The sequence below is a fragment of the Bartonella sp. MM73XJBT.G genome (genome assembly GCF_028618435.1).
Lineage (GTDB): Bacteria > Pseudomonadota > Alphaproteobacteria > Rhizobiales > Rhizobiaceae > Bartonella.
The window spans coordinates 26,932-46,236 of the sequence record NZ_JAQISW010000011.1 but is presented as its reverse complement, the minus strand read 5'-3'; the positions used below and the strand labels follow the sequence as shown (position 1 = coordinate 46,236).

Genomic DNA, 19,305 nt, shown 5'->3' with positions numbered 1-19,305 from the left:
GAGGAAATTATTAAACGCCATCAATAACGAAAAAAGTTTCGTATAAGCTTTGTTTTCCAGCCCCAAAATAATTTTTACTTCAATAAAGCAATAAATCTCAAAAAATGCTCTTGAAGCAATCATTAAAAAAAACGGAAGAATAACAATCAAAATCATCTATATTATAGCCATACACCCCATACCGATCTCCCTGAAAGCAGGAACTCCCAACCAAAAAGTTTGTAAAAATCGAGCTTCTTATCTAGCGGATTGCTTTTTCTCATCACTTCATAAAACCTACAAATAGCCTTGCCTTGAATACTCATCACATCGTCATAAAAACACTGAAGTATGTAAAATGTTATGAGCTTTATATAATGCCCCTAAAAAGAGTGTTTTACAGCACAAATAGTATATCAATCTAAGTTGGTAAGAATCCTATGAAAATCTTTAACAAATCATAGGCGCTTTCTTCATTATTTCCATTATATTATGCATCTACACCATATTTAAAGAGACACCCCTTAAATCCCCTAAAGCCGTTTCACAATAGCCCTCGTAAATAGTATAAAATAAAAAACATTGATGAGCGTCATCTTTGATCTACAATAAAAGCCATACCATCATACTATTTTCTCACGCTCGATGTTAGAAATATTCCTTTCCTTTACAAAAGGTTACAAGAGATATTTTATTGATTACTTAAATGTTTATCCACACGAAAATCTCATTTTTAATATGCAAACAAATAGTTTTAAGAGATCAATATAAACAGATTCGAAATGAGAAAATTTTACGATAGAGATAGATTATTTAATATATAAAACAATAATTTGTCATGATATAATTAAACTTTTAAATTAAAAGTTATCATGAAAGATAAAACAGATCTTTTATATAAATAAAATGCATCTTTATCCCTATTTTAAAAAATTGAAATAAAGCAAATAAGTAATTTCTTGTGCAATGTTTTTTTTCAAAAGATCTTTAAATCAGTCCAAACGTTCAAAGGTTTTCATTTTTTAGAAATGAAAACCTTTAAGGCATAATCTCTTTTCAAGATTTTATTTAAGCCGCTTTCTTGACTGACTTGCGAAAACGAAAAGCCCTTGCAAGCTTTACAGCCACTTTTTCTTTTTTACGCCTCTCATTTGAAGATGAAGAATTCTTCCGCTGTAACTGTGCAGCATCATCTTTTCGATTTAAAAACTGCTTCTGACATTTAGATTTTTTTAAACGGCGTTCTTTATTGTTTTCTTTCTCTTCACTTTTTGGAAGAATCGGCTTTTCTGGAAATGCTGCAAATTGTTCTGGAACAGATTCAGGAACTAATTTCATGCGAATCAAGTTCTCTACAGCGCGCAACCGAGTCCTTTCTATCTTTTCATCAAAAAGTGTAAGTGCCTCACCAGATGCACCGTTGCGCCCAGTACGGCCGATGCGATGTACATAATTCTCAGCTTCATCTGGTAAATCATAATTAATCACGTGGCTTACTCCTGGTACATCAATACCGCGTGCAGCAATATCTGTTGCAACAAGAATCCGTACATCTCTTTCACGAAATGCTTTTAAGGCAGATTGGCGAGCACCTTGTGATTTATTCCCATGAATTGTTGCAACTAAATAGCCTATCTTTGCTAAATGACGTGTAACAGTATCAGCCCCATGTTTTGTTCGAGTAAAAACAATAACCGAATTAAAAGCTGGATTTGTCAAAATTTTACTTAAAACATTCTTTTTTTCATGCGTAGGAACACAATATAATTTCTGGGTAATCTCTACAGCTGTTGTGCCTTGAGGGGCAACTTCAATCTTCACCGGATCATTGAGTAAAGACTTTGCAAGAGCAATAATTTCTTTTGGCATTGTTGCAGAAAAAAGTGCTGTCTGACGTTCTTGATGCAAAAGCTTTGCAATTTGCTTAACATCATGAATAAATCCCATATCCAACATACGATCTGCTTCATCCAAAATCAAAAAACAAGAGTGAGAAAGATCAATACATTTTTCACGCACAAGATCTCTCAAACGCCCTGGAGTTGCAATCAAAACATCCACACCTGCTTCCATACGCTTAATTTGTTTTAAACGTGGTACCCCCCCAAAAATAAGACACGTCGAAAGATGTGTCCCTCTCGCCACAGTACGAATTGCTTCATCAATCTGAACAGCAAGTTCACGCGTTGGTGCTAAAATCAAAGCGCGTGCAGTTTTAGGAGAGCGTTTATCACCCAAAGTTAAAATTCGACTTAAGATAGGTAAAGCAAATGCCAAAGTTTTTCCAGAACCTGTCTGTGCAATCCCTAAAATATCGTTTCCTTTCAACATCATTGGAATAGCTTGTTCCTGTATAGGCTTAGGTTGACTCATCCCTGAAATGCGTAAATTTTTAATCAAAAGAGTAGGCAAACCTAACTTTTTAAAAACATCTTCTTTTTTTATAGACAAAATAAAATCTTTCCTCAGCTGAACAACTTTTGCGAAGCAATCAGCTGAACTCTCCACTCAAGAATCCGCGCAAGAGAAATTCTTGACATTTTAAACGAAGCAACACTTGAAAAGCGACCTGCGCAACTCATGAGTACCTTAAAATCAAGGTAAAAGCATATAACTTAACTTAAAAAAGCTAACAAACCAGCTTAGATACCTTTATTCTTATTATCCTTGGATTATGAAAAAAAGCAAGAACTTTACGAAATACATTTATCGCGCCCCCAAAATATTAAAATCATTCATTTCTTAATGATTGTCTCCATCGGTAAATGCACCTTGATAAAATCAGGATAAATCTCGAGAAAAACTGGATTTTGTAAAGTTTTTTGACCGCCATAAATTAAATACCATTGTGTTTTATCAAAAATCGCCAAAGTTTTATATTGAATAATGCGATCTTTCATCTCCAGAATCGTTGGAATTAAAGCATATAAAGTGCCGTTATCTGTTTGAAGATACTCAATATTTTCTTTATCTAAACAATAAGCACCAGAAGGAAAATTCTCAAATTGCTTATGCAACTGTTGAAGAAAATTATCACGTAAAGCATCCTCTGTTGTATTCAATCGACGTGCCATCTCTTTATAAAGCCGCTCAGGCATATAATGAGATATAAGCGAGAAGTCCTCACTTTTTATAGCATTATTGACATCAACAACTATTTTGAATAGTTCAGTTTTCTGTAGTGCTGTTGGCTGAGATGCTAAACTTTGTTGATTAACAATCAAAAAGAAAAATAGACTCAGCACAAAATAAAAAACAGACTTCATTTTTACACTTCTTGTTTTAGTAAAATTTCAATTTTTTAAATAACAAAATCAAATAATGTTTGATCATCTGTAATATCACGATAGCGCCAACCTAACGCTTGAAATTTTTCCTCTAAGAGACGAAAATTATCGTATTTTTTTGTTTCAATTGCAACCAATACAGAGCCAAAGTTTCTCGCTGACTTTTTAAAATATTCAAAACGCACAATATCATCATCGGGTGATAATGTGGATAGAAAATGACGTAATGCACCAGGATGCTGTGGAAAACTAAAAATAAAATATTTTCTCAAGCCTTGGAAACGTAAAGAACGTTCTTTAATCTCTGGCAAACGCTCAAAATCAAAATTACCTCCTGAAATAACGAGTAGAATTTTTTTACCCTTTAACTCTTGAGGTGAAATACTGTTAAGCGCATCAATCGATAAAGCACCAGCCGGTTCAAGAACCACACCTTCTACATTAAGCATTTCAACCATCGTAGAACAAACACGATTTTCAGGAACTGTAATGACACAATCAGGAGAAAATTGCTTTAAAATGGTATAGTTTAGCGCACCAATTTCAGCCACCGCAGCCCCATCTACAAAAGTATCAATATTGTCAAGTTTAACCCGTTTTCCACTCTCCAGGCAAGCAAGTAAGCTTGCAGCTCTTTGGGGCTCAACAAAACGAAGCTTTGTGTTCCAACCATATTCCCCTAAAAACTTGCTCACCCCACTTGCCAAACCACCTCCCCCTACCGGCACAATCATTAAATCCGGCTCACTTTCTCCATTGAGTTTTTTCCATTGCAAAGCAGCTTCGCAGAGCACTGTCGCTTGCCCCGTAATAATGCGAATATCATCAAACGGAGGAGCCATCACACCACCGTTCTCCACCACAAAAGATTGCGCAGCTTCATAACATTGATCAAATGTTTCACCAACCAAACGAATATCAATAAACTCTTCACCAAAAATACGTGTCTTCTCAATTTTTTGTTGTGGCGTTGTCATGGGCATAAAAATCACACCTTTACGTTTAAAATAACGACAAACAAAAGAAACCCCTTGTGCGTGATTCCCTGCTGAAGCACACACAAATGCCGAATCTGAAGATATACTGCTCAGCATTTCTGAAACAAAATTGAAAGCACCACGAATCTTATAAGACCGTACTGGTGTTAAATCTTCACGCTTCAAATAAATTTCTGCATCATATTTTTGGCTTAGAAAATCATTTCTTTGAAGAGGAGTTTCAGCAAACACGTGATGCAATCCCGCCATAGCTTTTGTAACGTCTTGAATAAATTTACTCATAACAGTGATCATTTCATGCTTTGTTTATATTATACAGGCTTTTTCTAGCGATAAAGAAAACCATTGTCAGTCAAAATTTCACGAAAAAAATGAATTCTTTTTCTTTTGTTATTAATTCTTGATTCAATAAAAGATATAGCTTATGAGAGAACTCTCATTGCGGACGTGATGAAAACGGTAAACATAGCAGACTTAAAATCTGCCGGTCGAAGACCTTGCGGGTTCAAGTCCCGCCGTCCGCACCAGAACATTTAGATTTTCCTTTATTTTTCAGTAAGTTATTGAAAATAAAAAAATTAAAAGGTTTTCTAAACCACCTTTTGAAACCTCATCATAAGGATATAAAATGAAACTGTAATAATGCGAAAAGAGAATCTCCCCTTCTCTGCAAATAAATATTCAGGCCATACTTTATGAATTAAAGAAATTTAATTCTTAATAATTAAGAATCTGAGTAACACTTCTTTACCCCCTCTCCTCATTACTCAAAACCAAAGAGATCTATTTCTTTATCATGAAATAGCATTTACTATGCATAAAATTTCAAAAGATAAAGGTCCTATTTAAAGATAGGACCTCTTGACTGGAGCTTCTTGATTTCCACAAAAACTAGAATTTATAAGCTATTCCTGCACGAAAGTCATTCGTCTTATACTTAACTTCAATCTCATCTTTAAATTTCTTTTTACCAAAATCCGAGTAACGATATTCTGCACGTACAACAAGATTATCTGTCATCGCAAAATCAATACCACCACCAAGCGTATAACCCATCATCGTTTTTGTAGCATCATGTGTCTTACTGAAGGGGTTCTCTCCTGTAATAACTGTCGATAAAATATCTTCAAACTGTCCATAAGCGACACCACCAGCAATATAAGGCATTACCCGACCAGCAGAAAACCCAAAACGTACCCGTGTAGCACCCGTCCATTTTTGTTTTAAAGTATGATTAAAAGTTAAACTATTTTTCTCTTCTTTATCCTCTGGATCAGATCGAAGAAAACCTCTCCCCGTTCCACTGGAAAATTTAGCCTTTTTTTCTTTTCCATCTTCTGTACCTTCAGTATCAGTACCCGATCCACTAGACTCAGTTCCTTCAGTACCCGATCCACCAGCACCTGATTTATCAGCTTGAAATTTCGTTTTTGTATCCTTTTTTTCCGTTAAAATGATATCCGTATCAAGTCCAACAACCAAATTATTACCAACATCAAAATTAATACCTGCATATAAACCACCTACAAACCCAGAAAGGTCAGGCATATACTGTTTTTCAACGGGGACCCATGGCTTACTTTTACTCTCCTCATCCGGATAGAGTGGAATATTAACATCACGCGTTGTTGCAGAAGCTTTACTTGAAAAGCCACCAATTTGACCTCCGAAATAAAAACCTGCCCAAGAAAAAGGTGACGAAGAAACAATTTCTGAAGCAACATGTACTGGATGTACAGGCTCTTCTCGCGCCACCACATCGGCAGACTGTACTATAGAAGGTGAAATAAAAGAAAAAACAGATGCTGTTAGAAATTTTGTATTCATAAAATTATACCCCATTGCTAAATTTAAATATAATCAAAATTTACATTTAGAAAAACAAAGTTTTATAAAATTTATACCAAAAAATCACATGTACTCCTTTATAGTTACATTTAAAATAATAACCATATAAATACATCATTACATCAAAATTTAAGTTTAGCAAATAAATTTTAATAAATTTAAATATATTATTAAATATATTATATTTAAATAATTAATATAACAAATATTTAATAAAAAAATCTATTATATATTTTAAAATAAAAAACATAAAACATTTTGCATTAAAAATATCTCACTAAAAAACACAAAAAGAATATTTTGATATCTTCTTTAATGAGATAAATTATTAAAATTGCTTAAAATGATGTAATAATTTTTATAAAATAAATATTTAAAAACTATTATAAATATAAATCAATATTTTATATTTATAATAAATACTATAGATTATCTATATAATTATTAAATAACACCTATCTTACACAAAATCATCGCCTTTTTCTATCACTTTTCAAAAGGTAAGATGGTGAGCATATGCAAGTTTATTATCCTTCTAAAACTTGTCTCCAAAAAAGTTTTTAATCTTTTTATTTAAAAATTGCCCTTCCCCTACTAATTTCTATATTATCATCTGCCTTTATTACAAAACGGTCTTTATTAGGAAAAGTGATAAAGCATCCTTTCATACAAATTGTAACTGTTTGCTGAGAACTCAACGATATATTTAAAGGTATACTCCCTTCAACAATGATAAGAGATTGCACTTTTGCATCAGTATTTTTCACCGTTGCTGCAAAAGTTGTCATGGCAAAACTATCCCATAGCACAGCTGCTATAAAAACATGAATATATTTTAGCATTCTAGGATTCCTTCCTCAACAAAACGCTTATATAATACAAAGCGAAGAACATTTGTGACTTTAGTTGGTGAAGTAATATTAGGAACATAAATAGCTAAATTAAATGAAAATTTTTTACTATCAAATGCAGTAAAACTCACCTGTGGAGCTGGGTTTTTTAAAACTCCTTCTGTTGTAGAAGCAATCTCTAGCAAAATTTCAACAACACGCTCTGGAGCAATATTGGCAGAAACAGCAACGGGAATATCAATTCGCCCCATTTTACTCTGCCTAGTCCAATTACTAACATTGTTATTAATCAAACTTGAATTAGGAATAATAATCGTTTTACGCTGCAATGTTTCAAGTTCCGTCGCGCGCACACTGATACGTTTAACAATACCACCCACAGATCCAGATTCCACATAATCTCCGATTTTAAATGGTCTTCCGATCAGAATAATAAGTCCAGATACAAAATTTTGCACAATATTTTGCAATCCAAACCCAATACCAAGCGATAGCCCACCAGCAATAAGCGCAAAATTTTTAAGATCAAAACCGGCCATTGATATTCCTATCAAAGCCGACACGACAATACCACTATAACCGATGACTGTTTTGATAGAATTACGAACTCCAGAATCAAATTCCCCATGCTCTAATACAGTTCCATCTAACCAACCGATAATTTGTCGGATGAGAAACCAACAAATAAAGAAAGCAACAATTCCAGTTACAAGAGAAGTTAAAGAAATGAATACATTTCCAATTTGAAAGCCGGTCATTAACTGCCACAACACCGCATTTAAATCAGAATATGAAAATCCGAATTGTACAGCAATTGGCATTGCACAAAATACAACGACGACCAAACTGAGAAAAATACTCAAAATTCCCCCCAATTGATTCATTGTTTTCTCATCTAAATGCAGCCGGTGCATCAGAGTATGACCAAGGCTTGTTTTCATAAATTGTCCTTTAGTTCCAAGTGCTTGAGCACTTTGTATTCCCAAATACATGAGAACTAAAAACGCTCCACCAATTATGATCTGCTGCACAATAAAACGTGCTAGGCCAACATAACCCAAACAATTCATGACAATCAGCAATATTCCCAACACAATGAGAGGAATACGTATATAAAATGGCCAAAAACGTGGCTCTTCTTTCCCTTGAGCGATCCCACGTCTAATGCGTAAAGGTATAAATGAGATAATAAACAGCAATATCGCGACAAGAAAAACAGTAATAAAACTTTTCGCAATCGTCAAAGAAAGAGAGGCGGAAATAATTTGATAAATACTATCGAAAACAGCATCAAATGCCAAAACTCCACCTAAAAAAGTAACTAAAACCACCAGTTGATATGCTGCAGACGGTATAATATTGAAAAGATTCGCGCGGATCTTATTCGATTCTAAAAGAACAACTGCTAAGCGATTGATTAAAAAAACGAATACGATTTGATATCCTATCGTCTCAAATACCGTTGTGAGTTTTCCTGGATCCAAACCAAAACTATCGAACAAAAATAATATAAGATAGACACAAACAACACATATAAGTGAAGGAAGAAGAACTGAAATAAAAGCAACCAATAAGCGTTGTAAATAAGATATTTCTTCATTACTCTTCATCAAATGACAGCGCACATGCGCCAGAATTTTGCGAGAAAAATAAAAAAGCCCTAAAGCAATAAAAAGTGGAATCAAAAAACAAAGAAACAGATCTAACAATTTGAAATAAAATACAAAATTCCACCATGAACTCAACAACAAAAGAAAATCAGATGCAGCCTCTTTGGTTTTTTGGGCAAGATGTTTGACCATAGGCATTGAAAACTCAAGCCTATGTGTAAGTGTGCGTTTAAAAAGCTCTCGAGATTGAGAAATAGCAAGTTCAACTATTCTATTTGTAGCCAAAAAGATTGCTTCAAATCGAAGAACTATACTATTAATTTCAGCTTTTTTCTCCATCAATTGAGAGCGCTCATCCACTGTTTTTTTCAAATCATCATGAAGCTCCTCCAATTGATCAAGAAGTGCATTAATATCATTAAGAGGAGCACGCAAAACAAAGGCTGCTTCTAGGGCACGTTTACTGATATCTTGTGCGCGTAACCGCAGCTCCACCAAAGCCCGTTCATCCTCTAATTTATTTTCAAATTCTTTTTGTAAAGTTTCTGTATTTTGTTCAAGAGTCTTAATAAGATGCTGTTGTTGTTGAATAATTTCATCAATGGAATAAGAAGTATCTCCTTGTCCAATGATCGCATTTTGCGATTCAAAGCTCCCCCCTGCACAACAACTGAATGCAACAATGAATCCAAAAATAAAGAAAAGGACGCGTAATTTTTTTCTAAAAAATGAATACATGTCTGCCTTAGATGTATAAAGAGGAATCTATACCCCTCCTAAAAATATGGCATAGAATAAATATTTTCAACTTTTATAGAATAAGCTTATAAAAGCTTTTCCTTCTCCCATAATACTGATAATAAAGAAAAAGGATAACGATAGGCTTATGAAGCTTAAGAAGATAACGGAGGCATTCTAACATGCTCTTTTTGCACTTTTATTGCAAAAAAGAAAATTTTCTCTCTTTTACGACCTGGCTGCTCCTGTCCAGCTTTAGCGTATTATTGACGAGCAACCTAGAAAAGCTAGTTTGTTTAAGCAAGCAATCCCAAGCAAATAACATAGTGAGAACGAACACACTTGATCCACAAAACGAATGTATTCACTTGAATGTTACAACAACCGAAAACAAAAAGTTTGTAACACTTTATAGAAATTCCATTCTACCTATAAATATTATTCAGAATATTCTAGCATTGAATCTCTTTTTAATAACGAGCATAATTTTTTGTAGACAATTTAGGCATATTCAAATGCAATATTTTGCCAATAAACGTGCTCCCCCCTTTTGCTTGAATTATGCAACGATCTTCTGATATCGTTTTTTGTCTTCCATTTTTATAACTATTAGATTGCCTATTAGCGGAATATATCATGCGTACACCTAGTTGGTTAACCACTTTTTATTGTTTGATTCTTTTAAGCAGCATTTATGTTGCCTTGCCTAATTTATTTTCGCAAGAACAGGTTAAAAGTTCAAAATTCTTACCTGACACCCGTGTAGCTCTTGGTCTTGATCTTCAAGGAGGCTCTTCTCTCCTGCTCGAGGTTGATAGCAAAACATTAAAACGTGATCAATTACACACCGTTTTAAGCAATGTGCGCAATGCGTTGCGTGAAAAACAAATCCGTACCTCAAGTGTTCGTATCATCGAAGATAGCGTTGTTGCCCTTATTTCTGATGCATCACAAACTGAAAAAGCTCTCTCAGCCTTAAAAACATTAATAACCCCCATACACAGTAGTTTTGGGACAACAGAACATAACATCACCATTAGTGCTCAAAATGAAATACTCCGTGTCACGTTAACGGAAGCCGGTATAAAAGATCGTGTAAGCAACGCCATTGAACAAAGTTTAGAAATCATCCGTCGCCGTATCGATCAAGTTGGTGTTTCAGAACCAGCGATCCAAAAGGTTGGAAATGATCGTATTATGGTCCAATTGCCCGGCTTACAAGATCCAAAACAACTGCGAGATCTTTTAGGCACGACCGCTAAGATGAGTTTTCACCTTGTTCCCTCTAATGTGGATCTCAATAATCCCCCTATAGGTGTTTCCATTCTTCCTGGATATACTGATGAAACACAACATTATGCAATTTATGATCAAATTGCCTTAGATGGAAATGTTCTTAAAGATGCCCGCGCTGGTTTTGACCCGCAAATACCAGGACGTTCTATTATTTCATTTACACTAGATTCTGCTGGTGCAAAAATATTTGCCGATATAACACGACAAAATATTAATCGTCCTTTTGCTATCGTTCTTGATAACAAAGTTTTGACCGCTCCTACCATCAATAGTGTCATCCCTAACGGACAAGGGCAAATTACAGGAAACTTTGATCCAAAAGAAGCCTCAACTCTGGCTGCTTTGCTCCGCGCTGGTTCCCTGCCTGTCCCCCTCACCGTAATTGAAGAGAGAACTGTAGGTCCCAATCTTGGTGCTGACGCCATACAAATGGGGCTTTACACCGGCATAATTGGCTTTATGCTTGTTACATTTTTTATTTTTCTCCTCTACCGAATTTGGGGGCTCATTGCCAATATAGCCCTAGCACTCCACACGATTTTAACATTTGCAGCCCTCAGTCTCCTCGGTGCAACACTAACCCTGCCTGGTATTGCTGGTATTATCTTAGGCATCGGTATTGCCGTTGATGCGAATATTCTCATCAATGAACGTATCCGTGAAGAAAGTCGAAAAGGTGTGAGTGCTTTTGCAGCCCTAGATCGTGGTTTTAAACAGGCTTTTGCAACCATTGTTGATGCGAATGTCACGGCAATTATAGCGACTGTTTTACTCTTTTGGTTTGGTACCGGTCCCGTTCGTGGTTTTGCCGTAACCATGTTGCTTGGTATTATCATCTCCATGTTCACAAATATAACCATTGTACGTATCATGATGATTTGGATTGTTCGTAAATGGAAAATTAAAAAATTGCATATTTATTCTGCTTTCAACATTCTCCCCCAAAATACAACTTTCCATTTTATGAAAGCGAGATTTATTGGAATTGGCGTCTCAATTATTTTATCAATAGCTTCAGTTTTTTTGTTTTTTAAACCTGGCTTGAATTTCGGAATTGATTTTATTGGCGGTAGCCAAATGAGTATTACCACGAAAGTACCAGCAGACCTAGCAACCCTGCGTTCCAAGCTTTCTACCCTTAATATTGGTGAAATTACTCTGCAAAATATCGATAACGAAAATACCGTACTCATTCGCATGCAGAAACAAAATGGGAGCGAAGCCCAACAAACCATCGCTATTGATAAGGTTAAAACGGCTGTACAAAATATCTATCCTGATACCACATTTGATCAAATAGAAGTTGTTGGCCCTAAAATTTCAGGTGAACTTGCTACAGCTGCTTTTACTGCTGTTATTCTCGCAGCGATTGCCATGACTCTTTATATATGGTTACGCTTTGAATGGTTCTTTGCACTTGGTGCAATTATAACGCTTATTTTAGATACTACCAAAATGATTGGTTTTTTTGCTTTATTCCAATTTGATTTCAATTTAACAGCCATCGCCGCTCTGCTAACGATTGTTGGTTATTCTATAAATGATAAGGTTGTTGTTTATGATCGCATGCGCGAAAATATACGCCTTTATAAAAAAATGCCGTTACGCGAACTGATTGATCTGTCAATTAATCAAGTTCTTATCCGTTGCTTTTTTACATCAGCCACAACAATTCTTGCTATGCTTCCTATGGCGATATGGGGTGGAAGTGCCGTTCATAATTTTGCATTGCCTATGGTTTTTGGGGTTATTATTGCAACATCATCTTCTATCTTTATTGCTGCTCCTATTTTACTCCTGCTAGGAAATTGGTGGCGTGAACGAAATAATCGTGTAAACACTAAGGAGAAATGAAAATGTCCTTTGATGCATATGATACATCATTCCTCACTTCTCGAAGAAAGAGGTATTTTCATTCATTCGCTTTTTGATCAAGAATAGTAAATAATTCATGCTCCACGATACACCACTTATCACAACCATTGTTGCCGGTTTATGTTTAGCATTTCTTTTGGGAATGATTGCTAGCCGTTTGCGGATTTCACCCCTTGTGGGCTATTTGTTAGCTGGTGTTATTGTGGGTCCCAATACAGGCGGATTTAAAATAGATTCCGTTATTATCAATCAACTTGCTGAAATTGGTATTATTTTACTCATGTTTGGTGTTGGGCTACATTTTTCCTTAAAAGACCTTTTATCTGTCAAAGCCATTGCTGTCCCCGCTGCTATTGCCCAAATGGCATTTTCTACTTTTCTAGGCTTATGCTTTGGTTTGATTATGGGTTGGGGCTTTAGCGGGAGCTTGATCTTCGGACTTGCTTTATCCATAGCAAGTACTGTTATCCTGTTACGTGCTTTACAAGAGCGTCATCTTATTGAAACAGAAAAAGGCCGCATTGCTATTGGATGGTTGATTATTGAAGATTTAGCAATGGTCCTTATACTTGTCCTCATTCCCTCCTTGGCAAGCACCCTCAACCATACAAACAAAGAAGCATTGGATCCTCTTATTCGATGGTTGGATTTAAGTATTTGGGGTGTTTTTGGTTTCACCATCCTGAAAGTCATTATATTTATCGCATTGATGCTTATCATTGGGCGGCGTGTTATACCATGGCTTTTAAAAATGAGCGCACAATCGGGATCACGCGAATTATTCCGTCTCAGCGTCTTTGCTATTGCCCTAGGTGTAGCATTTGGAGCCGCTCATTTATTTGGTGTTTCTCTTTCTCTTGGTGCTTTTTTTGCCGGCATGGTTATGAGCGAATCAGAATTAAGTCACCATGCTGCCGAAGAATCTTTACCCCTGCGCGATGCCTTTTCTGTTCTCTTTTTTGTTTCTGTAGGCATGCTATTTGATCCAGCAAAGCTCTTAACTCATTTTTTTCCTCTCTTAGCAACCTTATTCATTATCGTCATTGGAAAATCTGCTGTCGCTTTTTTCATCGTTAAAGCTTTTCGCTATTCAAACGCAACGGCTTTAACGATTGCTGCAAGCCTTGCCCAAATCGGAGAATTTTCCTTTATCCTTGCTGGTTTAAGTCTAAGCTTAGGACTTTTAAACAATGATGCCCATGATTTAATTCTTGGAGGAGCAATTTTTTCTATTTTGCTCAATCCTCTCGTTTTCATTGCCTGTAACAAAATAAAAAAACGTCTAGAAAAAATTTCTGTCTCTTCACAAAATACCCAAACAATTATTGATATTGATCCTCAAGATCCTGACCAAGATTTTTTACCAATAATGACCTTAAAAAACGACCATATCGTCATTATTGGCTATAGTCGTATTGGTCAATGTATTGCATTATCTTTAATAAATAGAGATCAACCCATAGTAATTGTGGAAGAATCAAAACGCCTCGCTGATAAAGCAATTGCCGATGGCTTTGAGGTTATTTGTGGCAATATTATTCAACAAGAAGTAATGAACGCAGCCAATATAAATCATGCACATAAAGTTGTTATTACAATGCGAAGTACCATTGAAGTCGGAGAATGTATCGTGAATATACGTGATATGCAGAAGGATATCCAGATAATCACACATGCATTATCTGACACAGAAACAGCTTATCTCATTGATTTAGGGGCTGATGTTGTAGTAACGGATGATGAAGAAATTGCCAATGGCATTATAGAGCATATAACAACAGAACAAAGGTCTGTGAAGAATATGCATAATCATGAAAATTGATAGAAAACATAACATGGATAAAGAAGCGTGAAAATAAAGCAATTTATATGGCCCTTAATTGGTATCTTAGCAATGCTGATATCTGTTCGGATTCTTTATATAAAGCTCTCTGCCATTTCGTTCGGAGACGTATTGGAACGCTTGAGCGATTTAAATATACAACACTGGTTATTAGCCTGTTTATGTTCTCTGCTTGCTTATGCTGCTCTTGCTGGATATGATCGTATCGCTTTGCAACATCTAGGCCATAAAATTTCTTGGATTTTTATCGCCATCTGTTCATTTACAACTTATGCTCTTTCACATAATATTGGTGCTTCAGTTTTTTCTGGTGCCGTTGTGCGTTATCGGGCCTATAAAATGAAAGGGTTAAATGGAACAGAAATCGCCATATTGGTAGGTTTTTGTTCTTTTACTTTTGTCATCGGTACAATCTTACTGTTGGGGATTGTTTTGGTTTTGCAACCCGAAATTATCACCCTCATTCATGAAGAGCTTCCTGAATGGCTAGGAACGACAGTTGGAGCAATTTTACTTAGTTGCATAGCACTTTATACGTTTGGGAGTTGGCTTCAATTGAAGCCCTTACGCTTGGGCAAGAAAATTCAGCTTTCCTATCCACAGCTAAAAATTGTTATTCAACAGCTCCTTATTAGCCCTCTAGAGCTTTTAGGCGCAGCAGGAATTATATATGCTGTTCTCCCCTACAATGCAGATATTCATTTTATTTCTGTTCTTGGTGTTTTCCTAGCATCTTTTACGATAACACTTCTCTCCAATGCACCTGCAGGAGGTGTAGGCGTTCTTGAAGCGCTCTTCATAACAGGTATGCCGAGTATAGATCCAACCGATGTTATCGCAGCACTTATTGTCTTTAGAATACTTTATTTGATTATACCACTCATCATTTCGTTATTTGTGGTCGCCATTTTTGAAGCACAACAATATTGGAAAAGAGCCCCCAAAATACCTCCTAAATAAGTAAAAGGCTATCAATGGCTTCTTTGGTGTATACCTATAAATGATAGGATCATATCGAGATTCATGTTGCATCTGTAAATTAATATAATCATTGTTTTTATTTATCTTTTTTACCTTCGAACCTGAAACGCTTTCTTTATCTTTATAAGAGACTTATTCTAAAAAAAACAGAGAAATATTTATCTATTTTTCTTCAAAGAAATTCCATAAACTTGAAAATATCTACCCGTGTAGAAAACAATCGTTTCCATAACATACAACATGTTGATTTATAACGATAATTTATCATTATTCAAGGTGAATGAGAACCTTGAATACCGTAAGATTCTCTCATTTCAAATCTCTGCCACGTTGAATCAATCAAAACCATGTCTTTTGCATGTTATAAGCAGGAAGAACCGTGTGACGTGAAACTGTACAAGAAAGAATTAAAATACCTCTTCTAAACCATTTCAAGGACAAGAGGTATAATATTGGGACGAGTAAAGTGTGTGGTGTAGGCTTTTTCCTTCTCCCCAATTCCACTGAACCCCTTATATCTTAAAAAAGATTTCACGCAATCAATAAATTATTTATAATATAAAATAAATGGTGGGTGATGAGGGGATCGAACCCACGACCCGCTGATTAAGAGTCAGCTGCTCTACCGACTGAGCTAATCACCCATAAGCTTCCCAAAAGATAAGAATGAGCGTTTCTATAACGCTCCTAAGGGGGGATGTCTAGATATTTTATTGTTTTTTATACAGCCTCATTGTCTGTAGGGTTTAAAATATGCTATTGACCACTTGATCTTATACAAAAATAAACCCATTATAATAAGCTCTATAAATAAATATTCTGATTGTTATACAGAATCTATAATTGGAGGATTATCGAGCATAATGCCCGAGCAAAATTTAGAGGAACCTTCTTGTCATTGTCAGCGGAATGGGGCGTTGTTTTATTTTATTAATAATCATATGCGTTTAAAATCATATGTGTTTAAGCAATATTTTCTATTTTTCTCTTTGAATGTAAGTTTTTTTACATTCAAAATTCATGATCCAATATGCGAATAAAAGCCCATGATTTTTTTGTCAATCGCGCGCTTTTAAGCTTTTAAAAGGTGAGAAATGATGGAATGGATCACAGATCCCCATGCGTGGTTTGGTTTAGTCACGTTGGTTTTCCTCGAAATTGTTTTAGGAATAGATAACCTTATCTTTATTGCAATTTTAGCTGAAAAATTGCCACTACATTTGCGTGATCGAGCACGCTTGATAGGTCTTACTTTAGCACTAATCATGCGGCTTTTTCTTCTTACAGTTATTGGCTGGGTTATGAGACTCGATACGGTCATTCTTTCACTTTCATCCTTTGTCTTTAGTTGGCATAGCTTTATTTTAATTGGGGGTGGAGCCTTTTTGCTAGCAAAAGGAACGTTAGAATTACATGAAAGGTTAGAAGGGGTATCTCATGAAAGAAAAACAGGCGTTGCTTATGCTGTTTTTTGGCAAGTAATTGTTCAAGTCGTGGTGTTGGATGCCGTTTTTTCACTCGATAGTATTATCACCGCAACAGGTATGATTGCAAAAGAGCAAGCAGCAGTTATGTACATTGCGGTCATTACTGCGATGGGAGTCATGATGTATGGCTCAGGCTCTCTTATGCGTTTTATTAATCGTCATCCCACCATTGTCATCCTTTGTCTTGGATTTTTGATGATGATTGGTTTTACGCTCATTGTTGAAGGGTTCGGTTTTCATATTCCCAAAGGGTATTTGTATGCTGCTATTGGTTTTTCTGTTCTCATCGAAGCTTTTAATCAAATTGGACGTCGTAACCGTGAAAAGATGATTACGACGAATGATCTACGCAGTAGAACAGCTGATGCTGTTTTAAGGCTCTTAGGAGGGGGAAATAAAGATAGTCATCTTGCTGAAACTGTAGATGTCATTGCTGAACAAGCCGCAGCTTCTGAGTTATTTAGACCAGAAGAAAAAGAGATGATTCGTGGAGTTCTCGATTTAGCAGATCGTCCTGTTCGCTCTATCATGTCGCCGCGCAATGAAATTGAGTGGTTAGATTTAAATGCTAATGAAAATGAAATGCGTGAAGAATTACAAAATGTTAAACATAGCCGTTTAATTCTTGCGCGTGAAAAAGTGGATGAGTTTGTTGGCGTCGCGTTAACAAAAGATCTTCTTTTAAATCTGGCTGAGGGTAAAAAGATTAATTGGAAAAAAGCGATGCGAGAACCGCTTGTTGTTCATGAAAACACAAGTGTTTTACGATTAATGGAACAATTACGTCATTCTTCGATTCAACTTGCAATTATTGTTGATGAGCATGGTTCTTTTGAAGGTATTGCAACACCAACTGATATTCTTGAAGCTATTGCAGGAGATTTTCCTGATGACGATGAAGAACTCATGATCGCAGAACAACTTGAAAATGGCAGCCTTCTTGTAGAGGGATATGCTGATATCCGTCGTTTAAGTGGTTATCTTGGACGAAATCTTGTTGATGAGGCAGACCGTTATACGACTCTAGCAGGCTTTATGCTTTGGCAATTTGGTCATTTGCCGAATGAAGGAGAAAGTTTTGAAACGGAAGGTTTACGCTTTAAAGTGATTGAAATGGAACGCCGAAACATATCTAAAATCCTTATTTCTCCACTTGTGTTACCAGAAAAAGCTACTTCTTTTGATCCATAAGATAAGTAAAAAGATTTTTCTTCATGATGAGAAAGTGAAAAGAATAGAAAATTGATAGCTTAATTCTATTGCCCTTACTTTATATTTTTAAAACGTGAAAGAATGAATATAAAAAAATTAAGTTATCAATGAATTTTTAGTACAAAAAAGTTTTATTGATGATTTGTGAAGAGAACTAAAAGGAAAAATGGTGCGTAAATTATATTGGTAAAATTAATCTTAAAAATAATAATTTTATACAACATATTGATGCATAATAATTATTTATTATTTCTTTATTAAAACATCCTGTCATCTTCATATTAAAAAAGCTTTTTTAAACATTAAACTACCATCATTAATGCGTTCACTTAACCGATGAAGGCAGCTTTGAGCAACACCCTATTTTCTATAAAATTTGAGATTTTTTATATTTCTTAAGGAGCTATTCCTTATCTTTTTTTCGATAATTGCCAAAGTTATTGTATATGTAGCTAAAAAAGGAATACAAGGAAATTGTACACCTGAAGAGATTTATAAAGATCGACAGATATAATATTGAAGATAGCAAATCATATATTTATGACGAAAACAGAAGTAAAATAAAAGAGATCGTTTTGAAAGAAAACTAAGAGAGTATACGACTCAATGAATTGGAAATACACCATTCAGCATCTGCAATTTTATCAATAAATAATGAAAAAAGCTTTAGAAATTGATGCCTTATTGATCTGGCATGCAAAAATAACAGAGAAAACAGCCAAAAAATTGCGTAAATGTGAAATAGCAGTAAAATTTGGTATCGGTTATGAAGATCAAGTAAATTACGAAGAGTTTAAAAACACAGTGCTAAATTTGCGGATATCCTTTTTACTGTAGATGAAGTAGCTGACACTGCATTAACAATGATTTTGGAAGGATGCAGGCAAGTGTCCAGACATAATGATTTAGCAAAAAATATGGCAAGAAAACAATCTTAAAACATTCTGTCCAAAGCATAAAACCATTGAGTTGACCGAATTCAAAAAAAATAAGGAAAGCAACACTAGAACGCTTAAGGCCTTTTGGATTCGAGATTCTTATCTATGATCCATATATTGATGAGGAGCACGCTAAATCACTCATCTTCAAACTCTTAGAAGATATGAATACCCTTCTAGAAAAGTCTGATGTGGTATCCCTACACTGTCCTCTTACAAACAAAACAATAAGAATGATTAATTTAGAATTCCTTTAACAGATGAAGAAAAACACTATCTTAGTGAACACCGTAAAGAATAAAATCCTCAGCGATTTTGATTCCTTAAAAAAACATCCAAGCGAAAATCATGAATTTCAAGCA

At 35.3% G+C, this 19,305-nt stretch carries 11 protein-coding genes and 2 tRNA genes; 6 read left to right on the top strand and 7 right to left on the bottom strand.

Annotated elements, in window-relative coordinates; translation table 11 throughout:
• Positions 1 to 1,047 precede the first annotated feature (1,047 nt).
• From PVV59_RS06725 to ilvA, 3 genes are all read right to left on the bottom strand, one after another.
• Entirely contained in the window at positions 1,048 to 2,430 is a 1,383-nt protein-coding gene (locus PVV59_RS06725; protein WP_273755393.1) for a DEAD/DEAH box helicase, read from the bottom strand.
• A 284-nt stretch (positions 2,431 to 2,714) separates the two neighbouring features.
• Positions 2,715 to 3,245, bottom strand: coding sequence for a hypothetical protein (locus tag PVV59_RS06720; protein ID WP_273755392.1), 531 nt, complete (start codon positions 3,243 to 3,245; stop codon positions 2,715 to 2,717).
• Between the two features lie 35 nt (positions 3,246 to 3,280).
• Positions 3,281 to 4,558, bottom strand: coding sequence for a threonine ammonia-lyase IlvA (ilvA, locus tag PVV59_RS06715; protein ID WP_273755391.1), 1,278 nt, complete (start codon positions 4,556 to 4,558; stop codon positions 3,281 to 3,283).
• Between the two features lie 147 nt (positions 4,559 to 4,705).
• On the opposite strand from ilvA, the gene PVV59_RS06710 reads away from it, so the two are divergent.
• A tRNA-Leu gene (locus tag PVV59_RS06710) sits at positions 4,706 to 4,791 on the top strand.
• 364 nt (positions 4,792 to 5,155) lie between these two features.
• Here the strand turns inward: PVV59_RS06710 and PVV59_RS06705 are convergent.
• The 3 genes from PVV59_RS06705 to PVV59_RS06695 all read right to left on the bottom strand — a co-directional run bounded on the left by PVV59_RS06705 (position 5,156) and on the right by PVV59_RS06695 (position 9,311).
• Positions 5,156 to 6,091: an outer membrane protein gene (locus PVV59_RS06705; RefSeq protein WP_273755390.1), complete on the bottom strand. Its 936-nt coding sequence runs from the start codon at positions 6,089 to 6,091 to the stop codon at positions 5,156 to 5,158.
• A 590-nt stretch (positions 6,092 to 6,681) separates the two neighbouring features.
• Positions 6,682 to 6,954: a hypothetical protein gene (locus PVV59_RS06700; RefSeq protein ID WP_273755389.1), complete on the bottom strand. Its 273-nt coding sequence runs from the start codon at positions 6,952 to 6,954 to the stop codon at positions 6,682 to 6,684.
• Positions 6,948 to 9,311, bottom strand: coding sequence for a mechanosensitive ion channel domain-containing protein (locus PVV59_RS06695; RefSeq protein WP_273755388.1), 2,364 nt, complete (start codon positions 9,309 to 9,311; stop codon positions 6,948 to 6,950). The genes PVV59_RS06700 and PVV59_RS06695 overlap by 7 nt, the downstream gene beginning before the upstream one ends.
• Positions 9,312 to 9,947: 636 nt before the next feature.
• Here PVV59_RS06695 and secD point away from each other — a divergent pair.
• From secD to PVV59_RS06675, 3 genes are all read left to right on the top strand, one after another.
• Complete coding sequence (gene secD / locus PVV59_RS06685; RefSeq protein ID WP_273755386.1) at positions 9,948 to 12,461, top strand: protein translocase subunit SecD; 2,514 nt, start codon at positions 9,948 to 9,950, stop codon at positions 12,459 to 12,461.
• Between the two features lie 97 nt (positions 12,462 to 12,558).
• A complete protein-coding gene (gene ybaL / locus PVV59_RS06680; RefSeq protein ID WP_273755385.1) occupies positions 12,559 to 14,304 on the top strand; it encodes a YbaL family putative K(+) efflux transporter in 1,746 nt (581 codons plus the stop codon).
• 27 nt (positions 14,305 to 14,331) lie between these two features.
• A complete protein-coding gene (locus tag PVV59_RS06675; protein ID WP_273755384.1) occupies positions 14,332 to 15,285 on the top strand; it encodes a YbhN family protein in 954 nt (317 codons plus the stop codon).
• Between the two features lie 589 nt (positions 15,286 to 15,874).
• Here the strand turns inward: PVV59_RS06675 and PVV59_RS06670 are convergent.
• Positions 15,875 to 15,950 (bottom strand) — tRNA-Lys (locus PVV59_RS06670).
• A gap of 450 nt (positions 15,951 to 16,400) precedes the next feature.
• Between PVV59_RS06670 and PVV59_RS06665 the strand changes: the two genes are divergently transcribed.
• Both PVV59_RS06665 and PVV59_RS06660 read left to right on the top strand, forming a co-directional pair.
• The gene (locus PVV59_RS06665; protein WP_273755383.1) at positions 16,401 to 17,984 is read left to right on the top strand and encodes a TerC family protein; all 1,584 of its coding nucleotides are present in this window, start codon (positions 16,401 to 16,403) and stop codon (positions 17,982 to 17,984) included.
• A gap of 1,009 nt (positions 17,985 to 18,993) precedes the next feature.
• Positions 18,994 to 19,200 carry an NAD(P)-dependent oxidoreductase gene (locus PVV59_RS06660; RefSeq protein ID WP_342752508.1) on the top strand — a complete coding sequence of 69 codons (207 nt, stop codon included), beginning with the start codon at positions 18,994 to 18,996 and terminating at the stop codon, positions 19,198 to 19,200.
• Positions 19,201 to 19,305 lie beyond the last annotated feature (105 nt).